The following is a 19,346-nucleotide window of genomic DNA, read 5'->3' on the forward strand; positions in this document are numbered from 1 at the left end:
TACTTTATTATACATATTGATTTACCCTCATAGACTATTTGGAATAGGAGCCCTCCAGTACATGCTTATAGGCCGCCAAGGTCATTTCTCCAATTCTGGACCAAGAATAATGATTCTGAATATGTTGCGTTAAAGGCTCCGGTGAGAAGGTCAAGGCCTTTTCTAAGGCAGGAGTTAGGCTTTTTTCTTCAAAGGGGTCTGTATAGACAGCCTTATCCAGAAAATACTCCTTGGTACACCCTTGATCCGTGGAAAGGACCACAGCACCGCAGGCTGCCGCCTCTAAGCTGGATAACCCCGGTGTCTCGAACCAACTGGGTATAGCATGAACCTTGGCTGTAGCATAAGCAGAGGCCAGCAACCGACCTTGTATGGTGCCCAGGTAAACCACATTGGGATAAGCTTGTACTTCCTCAAAATACTTCGGTTCATTAATAGGGCCTGCCAGGACAAGAGTAAGCCCTAGCTCCTGACAGCATTGGGCCAGCCATTTTTGATTCTTACGGGATGAAATACGGGCTACCGAGAGAACGAATTCTTCCGGAAGTCCCGGGCATTGCTCTCGGAAATAAGTTTCGTCAATGCCAAGATACTCAAGAGGAAACCCATTGGGAATCACCTTATAAGGTGTTGTGACCTGGAAGTCTCCTTGAATCTGCTCCATTTCCGCTTGGCCGTTAGGAAGGAGCAGATCACAATCCTGCAGCAATTGACAGCGCCAAGGCTGATAGGATTCCCATTGCTTTAAAGCTGCCGAATTTATTTCTACTTTTTCTAAGTAAGGCGCCATGTTCCAATATATGGGGGATACCACAACGGGCTTATTCTGCTTTTTGGCATTTTCAAAAAACATAGAGGCATCCACCACTCGAGTGACATTAAAAATATGAACCAAGTCATATTCTTCAAGCTGGACCTTAGGATTAAGGGATAAAAAGACCTGTATTCCAAGGTTTTTTAAGGCTTGAGCTGTAGCTAGAAGCTGAATGGTATCTCCCGCTGGGTTTTTGCGATAATCCTGACGGACTTGAAAAAGAACTTTCACACTAATATCCCCTTTTCAAGGCTTTGAGCAAGGTTTCTGTAGCCAGATTATAGCGCTGGGCCAGATGTTCCAAAGTCATGTCCAGTAAATAATAGATGCCGCAGCCGGAGACGGGAATACCCAGTCTGCGAAAAAGAGGTTTCAACTGGGGATATTGCTTCAGTACATCCCCGTATTTCATTAGGCTGTTTATGTTAACCATCGCTGCCAAAATCCTTTCTTTGCAGCCACTTCTCTTTGTGTTTGTATGTGATGGACTTGAGTTTCCAGCTGTTGTAGAGTGTTAAGGGTCTGATCGTTTTTAGTTTTAAGCTCCTTGAGGAGTTCCAGTACCTCGGGAAGGGAGTTCACTTTTTCACTTAAGTATTCCAGGTTACTGGTGATGTGTGTGGTACTCTCTTTCAGATCACTGAAGATAAGGCTTAAATGGCGAGAAGAGGAGCTATCATTAGATGTTTCCTGGGGGTTGGTCTGCTCAGAGGTGGTAGGGGGAGGGGCTTGGGCGGTACAAGCTAGAGAGTTGCCTTGTCCAGAGATAGCTTGAGTATCGATTCCATCCGTCGTGGTCTGAGGAAGGTTCTTTTCATGGGGAGCAACTTGCAGGCTATTGTCCTGATGAACAGAAACCTGAGGAGTCCCATTGAGAGAAGCGGTCCTGACCAGGGACAGTTCCTGGGCAAATAAAGGAGCTTCTTGACCGGCTATGCCCAGCCAATGAGTATAGGTGGTTGTTCTTTCAGCTTTCTGAGCGATGTGCAGGGAGAAAAAGTCACCGGAATGGGCTAAGACAGGCTTCCAGCTTCTCTCTTGGACCTGAAACAGTACAGCTTGGTTAATGTTTACTAAAAGATTGAGAATACCCTGGGATTCAATAGCTCCCAACCCCTTCAAGGGGCCTTCAAGATTGGTTGCCGGTGGGGCATCGATTCGCCAGGTACTCTTAAAGTCATTCAATTTACTTTGGATTCCGTGACCGATTTCAAAGCGATCACTGGCCGGTTGTTTGGCTGCCCAGAAAAGATGCCCTTCATCCTGAGGGGTAATAACCGCCGTCATGTCCACTACTTCACGGGGGATAGTAAGGACCTCCTGACGTTTAGACCAGAGATAAAAGGTCCCATTAAACATACTGGCCAGCAAAACGGAGCGACTTCCTAGAAAGGTCATCATGAGAACATGAAGATTGGAGCGGGAATCCATGAGCACATGATACAAAGGATAGCGAGGATGAACTACTTCTCCCAGCAGGGCGGATTTCCAGGTCTGACCGTTCCAGAAGAGATGGGTGATGCGCCAGACATCGGGAAGTCCATAATGCGAACTGGCATAGAAGATATGGATTTCCTTACCCGCGGGAAAGAGGAGTAGACGATCAAAACGCTGGGTCCGAATATCCAGTCTACCCAGGGACATGGTTTGATGATGTCCGGTAGGAAGGATAACAGAGTAACAAAAATCACCGGAAGCTTTTATGTAGGCGAGATGAATCTGCTGGGCATCATCAAGAGTTCCCTGAGCAAGAAGAATGGATTCCTTTAACTCAAACAATGGATGACTATCGGAAGAAGATAAGGTTAATCCATCACTGCGCATCTCTAATAAGTAAGAAGTACCCTCATTAAGTAAAAGGCAGGATTGGGATGGGGAAGTATATGAAGGCAATAGGCACACCTCCTATGATGTTGGACTAGGGCTGCCTAATGACAGCCCTAGCATTTACAGACATTAAGAACAGTTGATAAGAGTGTAAGCTTAGGTGAGATTCACATACACAGGGCCGGGAACGGGACTGGGGAGTAGTGGAGGGAAGAAATCCGTTGGGAATGGAGTGAGATTTGGATTCAAGAAGTCGATGCGAGGCTCTTCGGTGGGGAACTCTTCACTGAAAGGAGGCTCTGGGCAATACCCAAAAGCGTCAATGGCCAGCTGCACAAATCCGGTTAGCTTCGCAATAACGAAAGACCCTACAGTGATGATTAAATCGTCCCCAGATATGATGGCTGGAGCCAGGAGCTCGCTGCGAGTTTCAACCCTTAGGTTGAAATCGAACTCAGGACGGGTAGGCGGATAGTAAATTACGATGTCCTTGAAGATGTCCGGCAGACAGCCTGCAACAGTGAGGAGCTGCCCGGCAGCATTTCTTACAGTGGCCGTGAAGCAGATGCGCACGGTGAATTGAGCCCGGGCAAAATTTGGACGGCTGGGAATAGGGGTAATAACGATACTCTCGGGAAGGATGACCCCATTTTGGAAAGTCATGTCCACATAAGTGAACGGGCCGCCGAAATCAGGCAAGTCAATTGGGAAGTTTGGAAAACACTCTCTCTGTTGGCAGCTGAAAAAGACTTTCTCGACAATTATGCATACTCTTTCGCGATAGGGGTCATATGGATAGAGGTCAGCCATGAGTTGTTTTCCCTCCTTTTTTGTATTTTCGGGGTATTCTATTCAAGTTTTACCCCAAATGTTACAGGATTAGCCTGTGTAGAGCCCTTGCTTAAGGATTTTATTATGAATTTCTACAGCTCGCTTTTGCCAGGTGTTTTGCAGGGCGAAGGCCTGTAAGGCCTCTTGATCGGTGCTCTTAAGCAGGGCTTCCTCAATGTGTTGGGAGAAGGCTTCTGCAGTGGTAGCTAGGTTAAGACCAGGACAGTAATCTTCCCGATGTCGCTCAGAGTCCTCGGCACTAAGGCTCTGAATGACTTTTTGGGCTCTTATAAGCTCCGGCAAAGGAGTAGCTATAGTGGGTAAACCGGCTGCAGCATATTCGTATAGCTTAATGGGATTACAGCCTATGGTCATAGGTGTCAGCTTAAAGGGAATGAGACTGACATTAAAGCGGTGGAGATAACCGGGAAGGCTGTCATAAGATTTTAAGCCGAGATAGCTTATATTGGGTCCCTCTAAAGGAAAGCGCTTGAGCATCATCAAAGCACCGAGAAAAATAAAATGAAAATCGGGACAACTTTCAATTACCTCCTTCATCAGATCCCAATCCAGCCAAGGAGCGATGGCTCCGCTGTAGCCAATAACGGGCTGCCCTGTCGGTAGATCAAGAGGACGTTTTTGGGGTGTACAAAAATGAGAAAAATCTACCCCGTTGCGCAGTAGGGTTACCTCAGGATGCTGTGGTGCCAATTGATCATAAAGGCTCTGGGAGGAAGCAAAAACCAGTTTAGCTTGGGTGAGTAAAGGTTTTATGTAGGGCCCCCAGGCAGCGAACTCCTCCTTGGCTTCATCGGAGCAATCAAAAATCACCGCATCCGGCCGATAAGTATCAATGAGATGGAGATGTTGGGGAAAAGTCAGCCAAAGAATACGGGGTCGAGGATGAGCCAGTGCCAAAGGCGAGATTCCTTGACAGAGATAGAAGGAATCCCAGAGTTTTTTGACCTGGGGCTGAGGAAAAGCCCCGCGGTCTTCATAAAAGATGGTATACCCTAAGTAAGAAAGCTCCCGCATAAGTTGTTGCGGGCGCTGAACCATCCAACTCCAAGGCAAAGTCCGCGGATAAATAATGGTCGGCATTCTTTCACCTCCTTTGATACAGGGGAGCGGTTTCTTGCCCCACTCTGTGGCTATTAGCTCGGAACACGGAGATGAACTGCTTGGTTCCAGAACTAACTTGCTATAGACTATGTAAAAAATAAGGAAGGCGTAACCATTGAGGTCACGCCTTAACTAATTCTAAGAGAGGTTTAGGTTACGGATTAAGATACTTCACCCTGATCAGAGTTTATCTCTGATCTCGTCACTCTTTACAGCTGAGCGAAGATTTGCACGTAGTAATTACCGGAGCTGCTGCTGACAACACCCACTCCTACATGAGTATAAGCAGGATTCAAGATGTTTTTGCGATGGCCGTCACTGCTCATGAAAGCAGCCATAGCAGCATCTACTGACATATTGCGGGCAATATTCTCACCGGCAGAGCGGTATTGAATGCCTGCATTTCTTAGCATGTCAAAGGGAGAACCGTAGGTGGGAGAAGTGTGGCTGAAATAGCCGTTGGTTTTCATATCCTGGGCCTTTAACCGGGCTACATCCACTAAGAGAAGATCCACCTTCACAGGAGCGAGACCAGCGTCTGCTCTCTCTTTATTGATCCCGTTAATCATAAGTTGTTCTTGGGTGCTGACTGTGGTGGTAGCACTAGTGGGAGGAGTGGTTGGCTGAGTTGCTGGTTTGGTCGGTGCAGGCTGAGTTGGAGCCGGTTTGGTTTGTGCTGGCTGAGTCGGTGGAGGGGTTGGGTTAGAAGGCTTTTCAGCTTTCGGAGTATTCATGGGATTCGTATTCATAGGTGTAGATCCGTTTTGAGTAGAGCCGTTAGAATCATTATAAGAAGGAGCCGAAGGTGTACTCGATGTCGTGGGTCTGGTGTTGTTTGTCCAAGGCATGCAGGAACGCAGTGAGATGATGGAACCATTGGAACCGCTTGAAGAATAAGAATTGCTCACCTTAAGCGCAGCTTGAACAGGAGCCCCAGCCACTGCCAACAAAACGACTAGGGATACGCCGATGGCTAGCTTTTTCGCCTTTTTCATAACATACCTCCAAATGGTGTTACGACCTTAGAAATCTTTTGGAACATCTTACCAACCTTTTATAGAGCTTGGAGTTAGGTTATTCTTGGATAGATACGGATATCGCTGGAAATTTCCCATAACTGCTCAAAAAAGGTATAATAATTGTTGCCCGACATACCTTTAATACGATTCATTTTCGTCTATTTGAAGGGGCTTGATTTAGAGATTTGAAATAATAACACTCAGTGAGAGGTCGTGAGCTAGTGGGCTCCAAAGTCGTCTTAAAATACTGTCCGGAGTACACTTCCGGTGTAGAAGAGTTCTTAAGAAGCGGATTACAAGAATTGGGGGGCATGGAGACTTTTGTGAAACCGGGTCAAAAGGTCTTCCTTAAAGTAAATTTGCTTATGAAAAAACGTCCCGAAGAAGCTGTCACCACCCATCCCAGTGTGGTGGAGGCTGTTGTTCGTTTGGTTCAAGAAGCGGGAGGAATTCCCATCATCGGGGACAGTCCTGGGGGGCCCTATACGGTGGGTGCTCTCCAAGGCATATACGCTCGCTGTGGACTTAAGGAAGTAGTGGAACGAACGGGAGCAGAACTCAATTTTGATGTGGGCCAGGAAGTGGTTGCCCATCCTGATGGAAAGCTGGTTAAAAGCTTAACAGTCACCAAAAGTGTCTGCGATGCCGATGTGGTGATTTCCTTATCAAAATTAAAAACCCATGCCATGATGACTTTTACGGGAGCAGTAAAAAACCTTTTCGGTATAATTCCGGGACTGCTTAAAGCGGAATATCATTTTAAAATGCCGGAGGTCACACAGTTTGCGGATCTTCTCGTGGACATAGCCACCTGGGTTAAACCCGCTCTCAGTATTATGGATGGGATAGTGGGGATGGAGGGGGATGGTCCCTCGGCAGGTCAACCACGGGCAGTGGGAGCCCTTCTCATGAGTGAGAATCCCTTCGCCCTAGATGTAGCGGCCACCCATTTAATCGGCCTAAAGCCAGAAAGAGTTCCCACCATCATGGCTGCCAGAGAGCGGGGGTTTGCCAGTCGCATTGAGGAAGTAGCCCTCACAGGGGATCCTCGATCTCTATGGCGCATCCAGAGTTTTGCCGTTCCTAAATCCATGTCTATAAACTTCATTGACCGAGTGCCCTTGCCATCGGAAGCAAGGAAATTTATCCTGAATCAGGTTCGCCCTAAGCCTTTGTTTCACCATGACCAATGTGTGGGCTGTGCAGATTGTGTGAAGAATTGTCCACCTCAGGCATTGAAATTAAACGATAAAAAAAGACCCGAGATCGATCTCGAGGCCTGTATTCGCTGTTTTTGTTGTCAAGAACTTTGTCCTCACCAAGCGGTAGAGATTCGTAAGCCGGGATTAGCCCAAAGGATATTTAAATAACTTGGAAAATCAATACCTGGAAAATACTTGTCTGTCCATTGGGGAACACTACTCTTGTTCTTTTCGTGTCCAGCGGTTGCTGTCACGAATACGGTATTTTTCCATCATCCGGGCAAAGGCCTCTTCCAAATCGATGTTGAGAGAATTGGCCATAGAAATGATAATAAAGAGGATATCGGCCATTTCCAAGGCCAGATCCCCTTCAGGCTCATTGGGCTTTTTCGGTTTTTCGCCATAACGATGGTTGACTTCCCGGGCCAGCTCACCTACTTCTTCGGTCAGGCGGAGCATCATGGATGAGGGCTGCCAATACCCTTCCTCGAATTGAGTAATCCAGTCGTCTACTTGCTTTTGCCAATCTTTAATTTCCATGATTTAAAACCTCCTAGAGTTCTACGAAATTAAGCATTGTGTTCTTAGTTAAAAAAATTAATAAATTATTAAGATGAAGTATCCTTTAATTTATTCCTATTAAAGTGTAAAATAAATTCCTGAGACGAGCAAGGGATTCAGCCCCTCTATGCAGAATTGTATGGAGAAAGAGAAAAGCAGAGGAGGTAGACCGTGAGTCAGTTGCTTTCACAACTACAATCATCTTTTGATTGGCGGACAATACTGGATATTGCGGTCGTGGCCATTGTCCTTTATCAGCTCCTGATGCTGATCAAGGGAACTCGTGCTGTTCAGCTTCTTAAAGGAATCCTTGTGCTGCTTATTCTATCCAATATTGCTCAGTTTTTAAAATTATCCACCATCAATTGGCTGTTGGATCGACTCTGGTCCATGTTCTTTATCGCTTTGCCTGTTGTCTTTCAACCGGAGTTGCGTCGGGCCTTGGAGCAAATCGGTCGTGGTAAGTTCTTCGTGCGTCATCCTCAAGCAGTAGGCAATGATGCTATGATTCAAGTTATTGATGAACTGGTACGATGTACCCAAGTTCTTTCTAAGAACCGGATTGGGGCATTAATCGCAATGGAGAGGACCACAGGCCTTCAAAACTATGTAGAGACAGGCATCAAAATCGATGGTGTGGTTTCCTCTGAATTCTTGCTTAATGTGTTCATTCCCAATACTCCTCTTCACGATGGGGCAGTTATCATTCGCAATGATCGTGTCGCAGCGGCAGGGTGCTTCTTACCCCTTTCTGAAAGCAATGCCATTCAAAAGGAACTGGGAACACGCCATCGAGCGGCCATAGGCCTTACAGAAGTCTCCGATTCGGTGGTTATCATTGTCTCAGAAGAGACAGGAGCTATATCAGTAGCAACTGATGGAGTATTGACTCGTTTCCTTGATGAAAAAAGCCTGAAGGAATTATTGTGTCGCGAGCTTCAAGTGGATACCACGACCAAGAGTTATGTGCCCTTTTGGAGGTCATAAGTATGAAAGAAATGATACAACGGAACTTAGGATATAAAACCATTAGTTTAGTCTTGGCTATTCTTTTTTGGCTTTGGGTGACAAGCCAAGGAAACAGCCAGACCTTAGATCGGGATCCGACTTTGACCCTCTCCTTGATCACTAAGAATACACCCGCCAACTCTATGATTATGACCAAACTGCCCTCGGTGAGAGTCAAGACGGAGGGGTATAACCCAAGCATCAATGTCAATGAGCTTTTTGCTTATGTGGATCTCAGCGGCAGCGAACCCGGAGAGCATGACTATGAAGTGAAGGTTGATCCCATTCCTAATATTAAGATCGTCGAGATTTCTCCTCGGGTGGTTACCCTGCAATTGGATACGGTAGAAGAAAGAATGCTTCCTGTAACCGTGGAGGTTTCCGGAACACCTGCTAATGGCAAAAAGGCTGGGGAGACTATCGTTAAGCCCAGTGAGGTCAATGTCAGGGGACCCAGCAGCCTATTAGGTGAAGTGGATAAGGTTTTGGTGGAGGTCAGTGTGGCCGGAGCCAATGAAACCTTGCAAGTTTCCCGGCCCCTCTTGTTCCGTGACAAAAACGGATTGGCCATCTTTGGCCCCGATCCCAGTGTAGAGACTATCACCTCAAGCCCCACCAGTGTGGATATCATTGTCCCCATTGTGGCAAAAGAGTTGGAAAGCAAAAGAGTTCCTCTTAACGCAACCACCACAGGGACTCCCGCCGAAGGAAGAGAAGTACGCTCCATTCAGGTGGTTCCCAATGGAGTTCAGGTCTATGGTGAGCCTGAAGCTCTTGCACAGTTTAATGCATTGACTATTGGTTCTGTGGATATCAATGGACTATCTGAGACAAGAACCTATGAGATATCTTCGGATAAAGTGAGCTTGCCTGAAGGTTTAAGCTATGGATCTAGGACAACTTTCTCAGTCATTGTGGAAATGGGCAGTACTATTCAGGACAAAACCCTCTACGATCTTTCCATTGAACTTAAGAATCTTCCTGGGGATTTAGTTCTTGAGAAACCGCTTCCTGCGATCAGTGTGACGGTCAGAGCTTACCCGGAAATTCTCAATAGCTTAACTAAAGAGCAGATTTCTCTCTGGATCGATGCGGTTGGCAAGACTGCGGGAGAGCATACCGCTAAGGTTTATTGGCATTTGCCTGCCGGTGTTGAGATGATTTCTGTCCCAGATATTACCTATACTCTGAAGGCCAAAGACGATCCTCCTGAAGAGCCGGAAAATCCGGGTAATCCAAGTAGCCCTGGAAACAAGCCGGTAGTGTAGGATAACATTGCTTCGTCCAAAGAGCATTTGGACAGTGGTTTACTCAGTAATGTATAAAGAAGAGATGTACCACTAAGTAAGTGGAGGTATACTCATTGAACCTCATATGGACAAATTTACGGGTGCCGGTAGAAGAGGATGAACGACAACTTCCTCTGATGATGGCCCGTAAGCTTAAAGTTCCCCAGCAGAGCATCTCCAACTTGCGAATTTTGCGCCGCTCAGTAGATGCTCGAAAAAAGCCCCAATTATTTTTCTCTTATACCCTCGGATTTTCCTTGGAGATTCCGTATAAAGAAGTGGACCGTGTCTTGCATCGGGTAGCCGGTCTCAAACCTGAACCCCAGGTTATGCCGAAGCCTTTTATAAAGCCTGAGAAAAACTTAAGTCATCGTCCCATCGTGGTTGGGGCTGGACCCGCAGGATATTTCGCTGCTCTGGCTTTAGCCAAAGCTGGCTATGCGCCACTGGTCCTGGAGCGGGGGGATGATGTGGAGACTCGGACCTTGAAGGTGGAGAACTTTTGGAAAAAAGGTCAGCTGGATATTGAAAGCAATGTTCAGTTTGGAGAAGGAGGAGCAGGAACCTTCTCTGATGGAAAACTAACCACCCGCATAGCGGATCCTCGTATTACAGAAGTATTGGAGACCTTTGTAGAGCAAGGGGCTCCTGCGGAAATACTTTTTCTGGCCAAGGCTCATATCGGAACAGATATCTTGAAAATCGTGACTCAAAGACTTCGGCAAAAAATCCAGTCCATGGGGGGAGAAGTGCGTTTTCGCGCTAAACTCACAGGTCTACGTCATCAAAACGGGAAGCTTACCGGTGTTGAGGTGAATAACTCGGAGGTGATCCCGGCAGAGGCGATGATCCTGGCTATCGGGCACAGTGCTCGGGATACCTATCGGCTGCTGCTGGAACAAGGGGTCCATCTGGAACAGAAGGCTTTCGCCATTGGGCTTCGGGTCGAGCACCCTCAGGAGCTCATTAACACCAGCCAATATGGAATGGAACTCCATCCAAAACTGGGCCCTGCCGATTATCAGCTGACGTATCAGGACACAACGACCGGTCGAGGGGCCTATGCTTTTTGCATGTGTCCCGGTGGAAAAGTGGTGGCCGCTGCTTCAGATGTGGAACGGTTGGTGACCAATGGCATGAGTGAATATCGACGGGATACAGGAGTAGCCAACAGCGCCCTGGTAGTGACTGTAGGAAAAGGGGACTTTCAAGGGGAGCATCCCTTAGCGGGGGTTGAATTTCAAGAGTATTGGGAGCACCAGGCTTTTTTAGCCGGTGGTCGTGATTATAAAGCTCCGGCGCAAAGTGTCCGAGACTTCTTAGCAAAGCGGGTCTCAGGAGAATTTCTTTTGCCTTCCAGCTATACTCCGGGCATTCATCCTGTTGAACTCCACGCTGTTTTACCGCAAGCCGTGGGTGATGTGTTGGACAGAGCCCTACTTTCCTTTGACCAGAAGATTCAGGGCTTTGCCGGCGAAAAGGGGACCTTGACGGGAATCGAAACTCGAACCAGTGCTCCGGTGCGTATCACTCGGGATAAAACAGGAGAATCTTTGCATATCCAAGGGCTTTTTCCCGCCGGTGAAGGGGCAGGTTACGCCGGTGGAATCATGAGCGCCGCCGTAGATGGAATCCGCAGCGCCGAACGAATCATGGCTCAGTATAACCCTGCAGATTAGGATGAACCTCCTATTTGTGAAATATTACAAAAGAGAATCAGATATATTTGTGTTTTAGAGTCTATTACTAAGGAATAAGATGATATTGATGGCAATGCTTTGCCTTAGAAATCCAGTATGCCCATAAGGTAGTAGCGTTATGGAAGGGGTAGTTTACTTGGGTAAATTGTTTGGAACGGATGGGGTACGAGGTGTGGCTAATAAGGAGCTAACGCCCGACTTAGCGTTTCGTTTGGGTCAGGCCGGCGCCTATGTATTGAGTAAGGAACACCCCCATCCTCGTATTGTAATCGGCAAAGATACCCGGATTTCCGGAGATATGTTGGAAGCAGCCTTAATTGCCGGGATATGCTCGGTTGGAGCTGATGTGTTGAGGGTAGGGGTTTTACCCACTCCAGGGATTGCTTACTTAACACGAACTTTAGAAGCCAGTGCCGGAGTCGTCATCTCAGCATCTCATAACCCGGTTCAAGATAATGGAATAAAGTTTTTTTTCTGTACAGGTTACAAGCTCCCTGATGCGGTGGAGGAAGAGATCGAAGACCTTGTCCGTAGTCATGAAAAGCCCTGGGCCACCCCCATTGGTGGTGAAGTAGGGCGAGTGATAGAGGTCCAGGATGCCGAGCGTCGGTATATGGATTTCCTGAAAAGGACCGTAGGCTCCCTTGCAGGAATTAAGGTGGTTTATGATGGTTCCAATGGTGCTGCATTCCGGGTAGGTCCCCAAGTTCTTCAGGAACTGGGAGTGGAGGTAATCCCTCTATCTGTTACCCCTGATGGGGTTAATATCAATGCAGGTTGCGGCTCCACCCATACGGAGGTACTTCAACAAGCCGTAGTCGAGCACAAGGCCGACCTGGGTTTAGCCAATGATGGCGATGCGGATCGCTTAATAGCCGTAGATGAAGAAGGAAAAGTCGTTGATGGGGATTTTATCATGGTTATCTGTGCCTTGGCGCTAAAAGCCAAAGGACAGCTGGCGGAGAATTCCATCGTAGTCACTGTCATGAGTAATCTAGGCTTGCATATCGCTTTAAAGGAAGCTGGAGTTAAAGTTTATGAGACCCAGGTAGGGGATCGTTATGTTATGGAAGAGCTCCTCAAAACAGGAGCGAAGCTAGGGGGTGAACAGTCCGGGCATATTATTTTCCTGGATCATAACACCACCGGCGATGGCCTGCTTACGGCTTTGCAGCTTCTAGCAGTGCTTAAGGAGCAAGGAAAACCAATCTCAAAGCTCGCCGCCCAAATGCAGCGTCTACCTCAGGTACTGATTAATGTTCAAGTTAAGGATAAGAAGAAAGCCATGGAAAACCCTTATGTCTTCCAAAAGGTGGAGGAAGTCAAACGCTTTCTGGGAGATCGGGGGCGGGTTCTCGTACGCCCATCCGGAACTGAGTCCTTAGTTCGTGTCATGGTAGAAGGACAGGATCATGAGCAGCTCATGGGCCTAGCCCAATCCGTGGTGGATATTATTAAACGGGAAGAGCTTTAAGAAATTTTTGGCTGAATTTAGTCAAAAGAAAATATTTACTGTAGATATTTTTCAAGGAAGACGTATAATGTTCATGTGCCTCAAACTATTCTTTAATCGTGGAGTGTCATGATAAATGATGCTTTGTAAAGATCAAAGGACAGCTCTGGAGTGTACATGAACATTCTTGATAGGGGGGATGTGTAAGAAGGAAAAAAGAGCAAAGTGAATGAGTGTAACAAGACATCTGTGTGGTTAAGATCTGGCAAGTTCATATAGCGCCTGGACCAGAATCGAGGTACGAAGTACGAGGCACGAGGTTCTAACATCGAATCTCGATCATGGTTGACGAGGAGGAGGGTTATCGAAAGACTCGGCGGATGCCCTCTCGGTGTCTTGACACCGTAAGCTTATCACAAAACCGTGAAGTAATTTGCGGGACAATAGGTAAACTTCAAGGAATAGGAGTAGTCTGCCCTTTTTTGGATTACCTCTTTATTCATGCTGCCAGAAAACCTTGAACCGCTCGGAGAGCGGTTTTTTATTTCACTATCAGAAAGTATAAACTTGCGTTATATACTTTCTAAGCATAAGGGCAACCAACGGCTTCGCCTCACTGGGGATATGGGTCAAAGGCACGGCGAAGCCGGGTTTTCTTTATGTATTACCTTTAGAGACTTCCTTGTGTGTCTATGCATGTGAAGCAGAGTTGAGAGGAGAAAAAAACTATGTGTGGTATCGTTGGATATATTGGTAAACGCCCGGCTATTCCTGTTCTATTGGATGGACTAAAGAAGTTAGAATACCGCGGATATGATTCAGCCGGGGTGGCAGTCCTTGAGCAGGACGCCATTAAGGCCTGCAAGACAGTAGGCAAATTAGCTGTTTTAGAAGACAAGCTGGGAGAGGATTTTTCTCAGACCTGCATCGGCATCGGGCATACCCGTTGGGCAACCCATGGCCGTCCCTCCGATCTCAATGCTCATCCTCATTTGGATACTGAAGCGAAATTCGCCGTAGTCCATAACGGGATCATTGAGAACTATATCGAGCTGAAGGAGTGGCTAATCGAACAAGGTCATGCCTTTGTGTCGGAGACAGACACCGAAGTATTGCCCCACTTAGTGGAGTATTTCTATAAGGGCGACTTAGTCGCAACGGTACGCGAAGTGATTAATAAACTCAAAGGCTCCTTCGCTATTCTGGTGATGAGCCGTCAAGATTCGGATATTCTTGTGGCTGCCCGCAAAGACAGTCCCATGGTTGTAGGATTAGGAGAAGAGGAATTCTTGGTAGCCAGTGATATTCCTGCTATCCTTAACTACACTCGCAAAACCTATATCATCGAAGATGGTGAGATGGTTGTTCTCACTAAAGATGGGGTAAAAATTACGGATTTTGAAGGGAAAGAAAAGGAAAAGCAGCTTTATGAAGTCAAGTGGGATGCCGTAGCAGCTGAAAAAGCTGGTTATGATCATTTTATGCTTAAAGAAATCTACGAACAGCCTCGTGCTCTTCAGGATACCTTAATCGGCCGCTTGGAGGAAGATAGGGCCGTTCTTAGTGAAGTGAACCTAACTGCAGAACAACTGAAGAACTTTCGAAAAGTCTTTATCGTGGCCTGTGGCACAGCTTGGCATGCGGGCTTAGTGGGGAAAACTCTCATTGAACGCTGGGTTCGTCTCGCGGTAGAAGTGGATATCGCTTCAGAATTCCGCTATCGTTCTCCCTTAGTAGATGAGCATACGTTAGTCGTGGTCATCAGCCAATCCGGTGAAACCGCTGATACCTTAGCAGCCCTCCGGGAGGCCAAAAGAAACGGTGCCCGCGTAGTCGCCGTCACTAATGTGGTAGGAAGCTCTGTAGCCCGTGAAGCCCATGATGTAATTTACACCTGGGCCGGCCCGGAAATCGCCGTAGCCTCCACTAAGGCCTATACCACCCAATTGGAAGGAATGGTCCTTCTAGGGCTATATCTGGCTCAGATTCGCGGCACCCTGTCTGCCGAAAAAATCCAGGAAGTCATTGCTGCCCTACGCAAAATTCCCGCTCAAGTTCAGGAAATTCTCGATGAGGCCGAGCATATTAAAGACTTTGCTCAGTCCTTTGTTGATGTAGAAGACACTTTCTTCATCGGTCGTAGCCTGGATTGGAACGTGGCTATGGAAGGTGCTCTAAAGCTCAAAGAAATCTCTTATATTCATGCGGAAGCCTATGCAGCCGGGGAACTCAAGCACGGCACCCTAGCCTTAATCACCGACAAGACTCCTGTCATTGCCCTGGCCACTCAGATGGATGTCTATGAAAAGACTCTATCCAATATTATCGAGGTCAGAGCCCGTGATGCCCGAGTCATTGGCATCACCTTCAAAGGTAATAAGGACCTGGTCAAATCAGTGGACCATGTAATCTATTTGCCCGAGACCATCGCCGAACTGGCTCCGATTCTTACCGTGATTCCGATGCAACTCTTGTCTTACTATGTTTCCGTAGCCAGAGGCTGCGATGTGGATAAACCAAGAAATTTGGCAAAAAGCGTTACTGTCGAGTAACTTCTTAAGCCCAAGATAGTTTGCAGAAGTAAAAAAGAATAATAAAACCCGTGGTATTGGTCGGCTGCGAACCGGTCAAGACCACGGTTTTTTTATTCCTTATCGATTTGTATTTTTCTAAAAATGTAGAGGTTAATTGAAGAAGATGTAGAACTATAATATCAAAAGCAATTAAAATATTCTCTAAATAGGATTTGCACAATATTATTTTGAAAGGAAGTAATGCCAATGGAGCAGAATGTAAAACCTTTTGAAAAATTTTTCTCCGGTAGTCATCTGATTCTGGGTGAGGCTGGATCTGGGAAGACGAAATTAATATGGTCTATCCTTCAGGACAGAGAATATGTCAAAGAGAATACAATCAACATTGTTCTTACAGATTCGGAAAAAAGGATGTGGCACGATTCACACCAGAACCCCGTTATAACTATAGATCCGTATGATTCAGATATTTCTTGGGCTACTAATCCTAGCAAGCCTGGTATTTACCATTGTGCTTGTGATTATGCTCCAAGAATTATTACTTTTTTGGAGTGTTTAGCTACTTGGGCGATTCGAAATGAAAAGAAAATCGAGCAAAAAGTACGTATTTTCATTGATATATCCACGAAAATATGGGTGCTTCCTGAATTTATAGAGCAAGTAAACAGACTACACTTTATTGCAAGCAGCCAGGAAGAGAACTCCATTGAAATTTGGGCAGTTTTAGGTAGTCTAAAGAAACTGACAAATCAGGTCAAACCAATCTTTGCTTGCGTCAATCTAGTCCTAATGAATCCCATTTCTCCATCTTGGATAGATGAACTCAAAGATATAGTAGGCATCCAATGTGGAAATCTCCGGGATAAATTGGATGGCGTCCAAGTTGGAAAAAAAGAAGGGTATTATTATGCTCCCTCTAACGATCGGGATCTTTATTTCCAGTCCAATTAGTAAAAAATTAAGACTGCAGCGTCCTAAATGATGAAGATATAATCTAAAAATGAAACCCGTGGTAGTAATCGGCAATATCCGGTTAATGCCACGGGTTTTAAGATGTCTTTCTGTTCTAGAAGCCATATTTCGGCTTCTTCTTTATTTTCATATATTCTAAAATTTCCTTTATTGGTTTGCATGGCCATTTCTTTAAATCTGCCTTTTTGAATGGTCTTTTGGGGAGGTAATAAGGGCAGCTTTTATAAAATTTCTTAAGGTGAAACTTCATTGTTATTAGGGTTTCGGATGACAGAGAATTTGTATTTGTCTCCGCGGTAAATGGCAGTCTTTTTTTCCAGAGGTTGATTTTGGTCAGAATAGATTACGGATTGAACGATAAAGATCGGGCTCCCTTTCTTAACTTCCAGGATGCTTGCAATATAACTATCAGCTATTGAAGCCTCAATAGTTTGACTTATGGTTCTCAGGTTGATTTCAGGGATGTTTTTATATAGATCCAGGGTAGTAAAGGATTCGTGACGAGAAGAAGCTGACACAGCAAGCTCCAGCATTTTCTGGCCCAACTCAATGGAAAAATAAGAATTATAAAAAGCCATAGGATTATCTTCGTTTAATCCAAGTAACTTCAACTGAAAGATATGCTCGACTAGGGGAACATTGAGAATGAGACTAATTTCGTAAGAATTGGGCAGGACAAGATATTCCATGATTTTGGTGTTGGGCTTAAGTCCTTTCATAAGAAGGGAATTCTGGAAAGGAGTGATTGTAAAAAGCTCTTGTTCTACTTTGGGCTCTGCCACAAAGGTACCTTTTCCGTGGGTCTTAAAAATCAGCCCCTCTTTTTCCAGTTCATTCATGGCTTGTCGGACCGTAATGCGACTGACATCATATAACTCACATAATTCCCGCTCAGAGCGTAGCTTTTCACCCGGGAGAAATTCACCATCTTTAATTTTTTGTGTAATCAAGTTCTTCAACTGAATATACAATGGAATTTGATTATCATTAAAAGCGCTTGACATATTACCACCGTCCTATTTTATAGGTCTGACTTTAGCATAATTCTAAATTATTTACAAGACCAATTAGAGAATTTGCATAACTGGACATAACCATTAAAAAAACTTTGAAAAATTTTTAAACTTTATTATTCTTAAAGAAGGAATAGGAGGAAGAATGTAGAATGTCATATTATAACTGGATATAACCAGTAATATCATTAGAGCGAAGTGGATATAATTATTCAGCCGATGATTACTGTAATTATCCGGAAAAAACTATAGGGGGATCTAGCATGAAAAAAGAACTGAAATTCCTTAGTCCTAACGGTCATCTTGGTTTTGGTCCGACAAAAGAGAAGAGTTTCTACATTGGAGTTAGTGAAAATCCCGACTATATCTTATGCGATTCGGGTAGTGACGATATCGGGCCTGGTCCCTTAGGCGCCGATATTTGCACAAGTTTAAAATCCACTCAGATCCATGACCTTGAACTGATGCTGGTGGAAGCACGCAGATTGGGTGTACCGATGTTGATTGGTTCTGCCGGAGATACCGGCACCAATAAACAAGTGGATGCCTATGTTCAAATTATCAAGGACCTTGCTAAAAAACATAATATACCCAAATTCAAACTGGGGTATTTCTATTCAGAAGTTGATAAAGAGTACCTCATGACTAAGCTCGAAAACGGTGAAACTTTGGAGGGTTTAGACGGACGTGGCAATTTGACAAAGGAAGAGATTGAGAAGACCGATCGCATCGTTGCGGTAGCTGGAGTCCATCCTTATATTAAACTGCTTGACATGGGAGCAGACGTTATTATTGGTGGACGCTCCAGTGATTGCGCTATTTTTGCAGCTCCAGCCATTCAACAAGGATACCCGGAGAACCTGTCCTATTACTTAGGCAAAGTCCTTGAATGCGCATCTTTCTGTGCAGAACCTTACGGCGGTAAGGAATCAGTAATGGGTATTATCAGTCACGAAGATGTAAAAGTTAAAGCAATGCATCCGGATCAAATGTGCACTGTGGCATCCGTTGCCGGTCATGCTATGTATGAAAGAACCAATCCTTACTTTGAGTATGTTGCCGGCGGCATGATGGATATGAGTCAATGCGTTTACGAACAGCATGATGAGAAAACCTGCCGCATTACCAATCCCAAATTTGTACCTATTGAAGGCAAAGTCAAGGTTAAGCTGGAGGGAGCTGGAAGAGTAGGCTCCCGCTTTATCGGTATTGCCGGAATCCGTGATCCCTATTCAGTACAAAATGTGGATCAAATGATTGAATGGGCTAAGAGTCAAGTCGTAGAACGGTTCGGAGAAAACGGTTATGAGCTCCATTATCATGTCTATGGTAAGAACGGAGTCATGGGTGATCTGGAACCTATCAAAGAAATCAAGTCTCATGAACTTTGTGTGATTGTTCAAGGTGTTGCTCCTACTAAGGAAATGGCTGAAGAAGTAGCAATGCTGGGCTGCCGTCAATTATTCTACGCACGCTTACCAGAAGTTAAGGGAACAGCGGGTTCTGTAGCTTTTATCCTGGATGAAGTCGTACAAGCAACAGATGCTTATACATGGACCATGGATCACACTGTACCTGTGGATGACCCTATGGAGCTCTTCAAAGTCACTATGATCGACGTAAAATAATCAAAATTAGAAGGGGAGATTTAAACATGGCAACAAGAAAACTTTCTGAGTTGGCTAAGACCATCCGTAGCAAAAATGCAGGTACCGACAGAATTACCTTTGACATCATTTTTAGAGAAAAAGAAAACTACGACTTAGTCAGAAAAAGTGGTGCTCTCACTCGGGAAACTGTGAAAGAGTTATTTGGTCTTACAGACAGTGATATCGCTGATTTCGTGGAATTTGATCCTGCTTTTGCTATTAAATTTACCATCAATAGAAAAAAACCCAGTGGAAGTGCCGGAGACAGCGATGTGTTCGGGAGCCAGCAATATCCTCCTTTACTGGATATCGAAATTCCAGTTTAACGGTTCACTCAAGGTATTCCTTATCC

17 protein-coding genes and 1 pseudogene are annotated in these 19,346 nt (G+C 45.5%); 9 read left to right on the forward strand and 9 right to left on the reverse strand.

Features of this window, described 5'->3' with window-relative positions; genetic code table 11:
• Positions 1-34: 34 nt before the first annotated feature.
• The 6 genes from DESPCE1_RS0103360 to DESPCE1_RS0103385 all read right to left on the reverse strand — a co-directional run bounded on the left by DESPCE1_RS0103360 (position 35) and on the right by DESPCE1_RS0103385 (position 5,589).
• The gene (locus tag DESPCE1_RS0103360) at positions 35-1,045 is read right to left on the reverse strand and encodes a glycosyltransferase family 4 protein (RefSeq protein ID WP_019849474.1); all 1,011 of its coding nucleotides are present in this window, start codon (positions 1,043-1,045) and stop codon (positions 35-37) included.
• A gap of 1 nt (position 1,046) precedes the next feature.
• Entirely contained in the window at positions 1,047-1,247 is a 201-nt protein-coding gene (locus tag DESPCE1_RS0103365; RefSeq protein ID WP_014792629.1) for a hypothetical protein, read from the reverse strand.
• The gene (locus DESPCE1_RS0103370) at positions 1,235-2,716 is read right to left on the reverse strand and encodes a hypothetical protein (RefSeq protein WP_242835355.1); all 1,482 of its coding nucleotides are present in this window, start codon (positions 2,714-2,716) and stop codon (positions 1,235-1,237) included. Before DESPCE1_RS0103370 ends, DESPCE1_RS0103365 begins: the two co-directional genes overlap by 13 nt.
• Before the next feature lie 81 nt (positions 2,717-2,797).
• Positions 2,798-3,451 (reverse strand): hypothetical protein, encoded by a 654-nt coding sequence (locus DESPCE1_RS0103375; RefSeq protein WP_014792631.1) that lies wholly within the window; start codon positions 3,449-3,451, stop codon positions 2,798-2,800.
• Positions 3,452-3,520: 69 nt separating this feature from the next.
• Positions 3,521-4,573 (reverse strand): glycosyltransferase family 1 protein, encoded by a 1,053-nt coding sequence (locus DESPCE1_RS0103380; RefSeq protein ID WP_014792632.1) that lies wholly within the window; start codon positions 4,571-4,573, stop codon positions 3,521-3,523.
• Between the two features lie 230 nt (positions 4,574-4,803).
• Positions 4,804-5,589: a CAP domain-containing protein gene (locus DESPCE1_RS0103385; RefSeq protein ID WP_019849476.1), complete on the reverse strand. Its 786-nt coding sequence runs from the start codon at positions 5,587-5,589 to the stop codon at positions 4,804-4,806.
• A 245-nt stretch (positions 5,590-5,834) separates the two neighbouring features.
• Between DESPCE1_RS0103385 and DESPCE1_RS0103390 the strand changes: the two genes are divergently transcribed.
• Positions 5,835-6,983, forward strand: a complete 1,149-nt coding sequence (locus DESPCE1_RS0103390) for a DUF362 domain-containing protein (protein ID WP_019849477.1) — start codon at positions 5,835-5,837, stop codon at positions 6,981-6,983.
• A 48-nt stretch (positions 6,984-7,031) separates the two neighbouring features.
• Here DESPCE1_RS0103390 and DESPCE1_RS0103395 read toward each other — a convergent pair whose 3' ends face one another.
• A complete protein-coding gene (locus tag DESPCE1_RS0103395; RefSeq protein WP_014792635.1) occupies positions 7,032-7,355 on the reverse strand; it encodes a nucleotide pyrophosphohydrolase in 324 nt (107 codons plus the stop codon).
• Positions 7,356-7,547: 192 nt separating this feature from the next.
• On the opposite strand from DESPCE1_RS0103395, the gene cdaA reads away from it, so the two are divergent.
• The 6 genes from cdaA to DESPCE1_RS0103425 all read left to right on the forward strand — a co-directional run bounded on the left by cdaA (position 7,548) and on the right by DESPCE1_RS0103425 (position 16,311).
• Positions 7,548-8,363, forward strand: a complete 816-nt coding sequence (gene cdaA / locus DESPCE1_RS0103400; protein WP_014792636.1) for a diadenylate cyclase CdaA — start codon at positions 7,548-7,550, stop codon at positions 8,361-8,363.
• 2 nt (positions 8,364-8,365) lie between these two features.
• Positions 8,366-9,652 carry a YbbR-like domain-containing protein gene (locus tag DESPCE1_RS0103405; RefSeq protein WP_019849478.1) on the forward strand — a complete coding sequence of 429 codons (1,287 nt, stop codon included), beginning with the start codon at positions 8,366-8,368 and terminating at the stop codon, positions 9,650-9,652.
• A 95-nt stretch (positions 9,653-9,747) separates the two neighbouring features.
• On the forward strand, positions 9,748-11,352 hold the full coding sequence (locus DESPCE1_RS0103410; protein ID WP_019849479.1) for an NAD(P)/FAD-dependent oxidoreductase: 1,605 nt from the start codon (positions 9,748-9,750) through the stop codon (positions 11,350-11,352).
• A gap of 157 nt (positions 11,353-11,509) precedes the next feature.
• Positions 11,510-12,847 carry a phosphoglucosamine mutase gene (glmM, locus tag DESPCE1_RS0103415; RefSeq protein WP_028305442.1) on the forward strand — a complete coding sequence of 446 codons (1,338 nt, stop codon included), beginning with the start codon at positions 11,510-11,512 and terminating at the stop codon, positions 12,845-12,847.
• A 707-nt stretch (positions 12,848-13,554) separates the two neighbouring features.
• Positions 13,555-15,378 carry a glutamine--fructose-6-phosphate transaminase (isomerizing) gene (gene glmS, locus DESPCE1_RS0103420; protein WP_019849480.1) on the forward strand — a complete coding sequence of 608 codons (1,824 nt, stop codon included), beginning with the start codon at positions 13,555-13,557 and terminating at the stop codon, positions 15,376-15,378.
• A 228-nt stretch (positions 15,379-15,606) separates the two neighbouring features.
• Positions 15,607-16,311: a hypothetical protein gene (locus DESPCE1_RS0103425; RefSeq protein WP_014792641.1), complete on the forward strand. Its 705-nt coding sequence runs from the start codon at positions 15,607-15,609 to the stop codon at positions 16,309-16,311.
• A gap of 113 nt (positions 16,312-16,424) precedes the next feature.
• Here the strand turns inward: DESPCE1_RS0103425 and DESPCE1_RS23565 are convergent.
• Both DESPCE1_RS23565 and DESPCE1_RS0103435 read right to left on the reverse strand, forming a co-directional pair.
• A pseudogene (locus tag DESPCE1_RS23565) lies at positions 16,425-16,535 on the reverse strand (DUF4180 domain-containing protein); the annotation flags it as partial.
• 30 nt (positions 16,536-16,565) lie between these two features.
• The gene (locus DESPCE1_RS0103435) at positions 16,566-17,336 is read right to left on the reverse strand and encodes a GntR family transcriptional regulator (RefSeq protein WP_014792643.1); all 771 of its coding nucleotides are present in this window, start codon (positions 17,334-17,336) and stop codon (positions 16,566-16,568) included.
• Positions 17,337-17,608: 272 nt separating this feature from the next.
• Here DESPCE1_RS0103435 and DESPCE1_RS0103440 point away from each other — a divergent pair, with 272 nt between their 5' ends.
• A complete protein-coding gene (locus DESPCE1_RS0103440; protein ID WP_019849482.1) occupies positions 17,609-18,973 on the forward strand; it encodes an acyclic terpene utilization AtuA family protein in 1,365 nt (454 codons plus the stop codon).
• Positions 18,974-18,999: 26 nt separating this feature from the next.
• Positions 19,000-19,320, forward strand: a complete 321-nt coding sequence (locus DESPCE1_RS0103445; protein ID WP_014792645.1) for a DUF4387 domain-containing protein — start codon at positions 19,000-19,002, stop codon at positions 19,318-19,320.
• Positions 19,321-19,346: the final 26 nt, after the last annotated feature.

Source organism: Desulfitobacterium sp. PCE1 (assembly GCF_000384015.1).
Classification (GTDB): Bacteria; Bacillota; Desulfitobacteriia; order Desulfitobacteriales; family Desulfitobacteriaceae; genus Desulfitobacterium; species Desulfitobacterium dehalogenans.

Coding starts and splice junctions, on each gene's coding strand:
- DESPCE1_RS0103365 (WP_014792629.1), bottom strand. CDS start 1,247: ATGGTTAACATAAACAGCCTAATGAAATACGGGGATGTACTGAAGCAA.
- DESPCE1_RS0103375 (WP_014792631.1), bottom strand. CDS start 3,451: ATGGCTGACCTCTATCCATATGACCCCTATCGCGAAAGAGTATGCATA.
- DESPCE1_RS0103380 (WP_014792632.1), bottom strand. CDS start 4,573: ATGCCGACCATTATTTATCCGCGGACTTTGCCTTGGAGTTGGATGGTT.
- DESPCE1_RS0103385 (WP_019849476.1), bottom strand. CDS start 5,589: ATGAAAAAGGCGAAAAAGCTAGCCATCGGCGTATCCCTAGTCGTTTTG.
- DESPCE1_RS0103395 (WP_014792635.1), bottom strand. CDS start 7,355: ATGGAAATTAAAGATTGGCAAAAGCAAGTAGACGACTGGATTACTCAA.
- DESPCE1_RS0103405 (WP_019849478.1), top strand. CDS start 8,366: ATGAAAGAAATGATACAACGGAACTTAGGATATAAAACCATTAGTTTA.
- glmS (WP_019849480.1), top strand. CDS start 13,555: ATGTGTGGTATCGTTGGATATATTGGTAAACGCCCGGCTATTCCTGTT.
- DESPCE1_RS0103425 (WP_014792641.1), top strand. CDS start 15,607: ATGGAGCAGAATGTAAAACCTTTTGAAAAATTTTTCTCCGGTAGTCAT.
- DESPCE1_RS0103435 (WP_014792643.1), bottom strand. CDS start 17,336: ATGTCAAGCGCTTTTAATGATAATCAAATTCCATTGTATATTCAGTTG.
- DESPCE1_RS0103440 (WP_019849482.1), top strand. CDS start 17,609: ATGAAAAAAGAACTGAAATTCCTTAGTCCTAACGGTCATCTTGGTTTT.
- DESPCE1_RS0103445 (WP_014792645.1), top strand. CDS start 19,000: ATGGCAACAAGAAAACTTTCTGAGTTGGCTAAGACCATCCGTAGCAAA.